General features: G+C 57.8%; 3 protein-coding genes and 1 pseudogene. 3 read left to right on the top strand and 1 reads right to left on the bottom strand.

The features are described 5' to 3' along the window. Positions 1-1,950, top strand: a pseudogene (locus LNV08_RS22900) (heme utilization protein); the annotation flags it as partial. 197 nt (positions 1,951-2,147) lie between these two features. On the opposite strand, the gene LNV08_RS22895 reads toward LNV08_RS22900, so the two are convergent. Then, positions 2,148-2,363: a hypothetical protein gene (locus LNV08_RS22895; protein WP_263536054.1), complete on the bottom strand. Its 216-nt coding sequence runs from the start codon at positions 2,361-2,363 to the stop codon at positions 2,148-2,150. On the opposite strand from LNV08_RS22895, the gene LNV08_RS22890 reads away from it, so the two are divergent. Both LNV08_RS22890 and LNV08_RS22885 read left to right on the top strand, forming a co-directional pair. Further along, positions 2,353-2,544 carry a hypothetical protein gene (locus tag LNV08_RS22890; protein WP_263536053.1) on the top strand — a complete coding sequence of 64 codons (192 nt, stop codon included), beginning with the start codon at positions 2,353-2,355 and terminating at the stop codon, positions 2,542-2,544. The genes LNV08_RS22895 and LNV08_RS22890 overlap by 11 nt on opposite strands. Positions 2,545-2,548: 4 nt before the next feature. Then, on the top strand, positions 2,549-2,874 hold a 326-nt coding region (locus LNV08_RS22885), incomplete at its 3' end, for a hypothetical protein (RefSeq protein WP_263536052.1).

Genomic DNA, 2,874 nt, shown 5'->3' with positions numbered 1-2,874 from the left:
CTCAACACCGGCGCCCTGCGTGGACTGAGCACCGAGCAAATTGGTGCCCTGACCTCGGACCAAATCGGTAACTTGACGACAAGCCAAGTCAATGCCTTGACGGCCACGCAGATTCAGAATCTGAGTACCGATGACCTCAGCTCCTTGACGGCGACGCAATTCAAGGCCATCAGCTCTGGCCAGATTGCGGCGCTGACGACCGAGCAAGTCAAGTCGCTGACGACCGATGACTTCGCAGCCATCGGCACCGCAGGCCTGAAGGGCCTGACCGGCGCGCAAGCTGCGGCTCTCACGACCGATCAGATCGTGGCGCTGACCACTGCGCAAGCCGCCTCATTGGTCAGTGCTCAAGTGACGGGTCTGCTGACTGATCAGATTGCTGCCTTGGTTTCCGACGACCTGCGCGCCTTAAACACTGGCGCCTTGCGTGGGCTAAGCACCGAGCAAATCGGTGCCTTTACCTCCGACCAGATTGGCAACTTGACGACCGTGCAAGTCAATGCCTTGACGGCCACCCAGATCCAGAATCTGAGCACCGATGACCTCAATTCCTTGACGGCGACGCAGTTCAAGGCCATCAGTTCAGGGCAGATTTCGGCCTTGACGACTGAACAGGTGAAATCCTTGACGACCGATGACTTCGCAGCCATCGGCACCGCTGGCTTGAAGGGTCTGACCGGCGTGCAAGCCGCCGCACTCACGACTGATCAGATCGTGGCGATGACCACCGCGCAGGCCGCCTCACTGGGCAGCGCCCAGGTGACGGGCCTGCTGACCGATCAAATCGCTGCACTGGTGACCGATGACCTGAGAGCTTTCAATACCTCGGCCTTGAGGAGTTTGAGCACCGAACAGTTCGGGGCAATGAGCTCGGATCAGATCAATGCGCTCTCGACTTCGCAACTGCAATCACTCACGACCGGTCATTTGTCAACATTCGGCACCGATGAGATTGCGTCGCTGGGCTCCGGACAGATCGCGGCCTTCAGTTCGGTGCAAATGGGGAGTTTCAGCACTCAGCAGTTCAGTGCTTTTGAGTCGCAGGACATCAAAGCTTTCGTGACATCTCAAATGGCGGGCCTCACGACTGAGCAGCTTCATAGCATCACATCTGATCAGGTCAAGGGCTTTGACACGGAAGATCTCGCCAAGTTGAACATGAATCAGGTTGTCTCCTTCACGACCGAAGCATTGAGCGCGATGACCCCGACACAACTCGACGGGCTCTATCTCGCGACGCCCATCATGTTGGATTTGAACGGCAATGGCATCCAGACTTTGTCCGCCGAACAAGGCGTCAATTTTGACCTTAACGGTACCGGCACCACGCACAAGTACGGCTGGGCAGCCGGAGGTGACGGCTTACTGGCAATGGACCGCAATGGCGACGGTGTGATCAACAGCGGCGCTGAATTGTTCGGCTCAGGGACGATATTGGCCTCCGGAAAACACGCTGCCAATGGCTATTTGGCCATGGCAGCAGAGGACAACAACCACGACGGCAAACTAGATGCGCATGACGCCAACTTCAACAAGCTCAGGGTCTGGGTTGACGGAAACCACGACGGCAAAACGGACGCTGGCGAGCTGAAGACCCTCGCGGATCTGGGCATTACCGAGCTGGACCTGCACGCCAAGTCAAGTACAGCCGTTGACAACGGCAACTTGGTGGGCTTGGTCTCTGGCTACAAGACGAGTGATGGAGCAAGCCATCAAATGGCTGACGTGTGGTTCGCCAAAGACGTCAAACCAGGCGACAAATCGGCAGATGCCGCACCCGCCTTGAACGACTTGCTAGCGGCTCCAAGTGAAAACTTGCTTGTTCACGGGGCGATCAACCAGACAGGCGCATCGATGGTCGGGAAACCGAGCGAGTTGCACCACGCATTGCTGGAACGCAAGCTGATCGAAGACGAAGAGAACAACCGCTTCAACGGACCATTGATCTAAGCAAAGAGGGCGCCTGCGAGCGCCCTCGCCTGCTTATTGTCGAATGTGACGACCCCACAGTACTTTTCGGTCGTCTAAAGGGCGCGAAGAATTCTTGAGTGAATCGCAGTAAAGCTATATGAGCTGGACCGCCGGACCTTCTAAAACTGCTAAGACAAGTGTGGTGGCACGTCTGCCCCAAATTTGACGATTCATTCTCAGCCGAAGTTTCGGCGATAAGCAAACAACTCACTGAGCGAGCTAAAAATGGCTTCATTCATCTCAAGTTTAAATACAGCCCAAATAACCTTGTTGTCCTCAACAACCTTGGCAGGTTTGAGCTCTTCAGACTGGGCTGCGTTCTCAAGCGCACAGATACAGGCGATGACCACCCAACAAGTGGCTTCGCTTGGCCCAAGCTCAGTGAGTTTCATCAACACCAGCCAGTTTGCGGTGTTCGAGACCCAGGACTTGGCATCCCTTTCAACGCGTGCGATCGTCGCCTTGAAGACAGACCAGATCGCCGCACTGGGCTCCGCGCAGATCGGTGCCTTGAGCAGCGGCCAAGTGGTCAGCCTGACCACGGGCCAAGTGGCCGGTCTGGGCAGTNAGTGATGATTTGAACGCCTTGACCAGCAGCCAGATCGGCGTGCTGACCGCCGCCCAAGTGGGTGCGATCGCCACCGCGCAGGTCGCCACCATGACCAGCGAAGATGTGGTCGCGCTGGGCACCTCGGGCATCCGTGCTGTCAGCGCCGCGCAACTCGGCGCCTTGAGCTCGGCCAATGTGCAAGCCCTGACCACGGCACAAGCCAGCACCCTGAGTGCCACGCAAGTGACGGGTCTGGGCACCGCGCAGATGGCCGTGCTGGAGACCGCCGACGTGAGCGCGCTGTCGACGGCTGCGGTGCGTGCCTTGAGCACGGTCCAACTCGCCGCACTGGG

It is taken from the genome of Paucibacter sp. TC2R-5 (assembly GCF_025717605.1).
GTDB lineage: Bacteria > Pseudomonadota > Gammaproteobacteria > Burkholderiales > Burkholderiaceae_C > Paucibacter_A > Paucibacter_A albus.
Note: the sequence above shows the minus strand (reverse complement) of the source record. Positions and strands in the feature narration are given on the sequence as shown.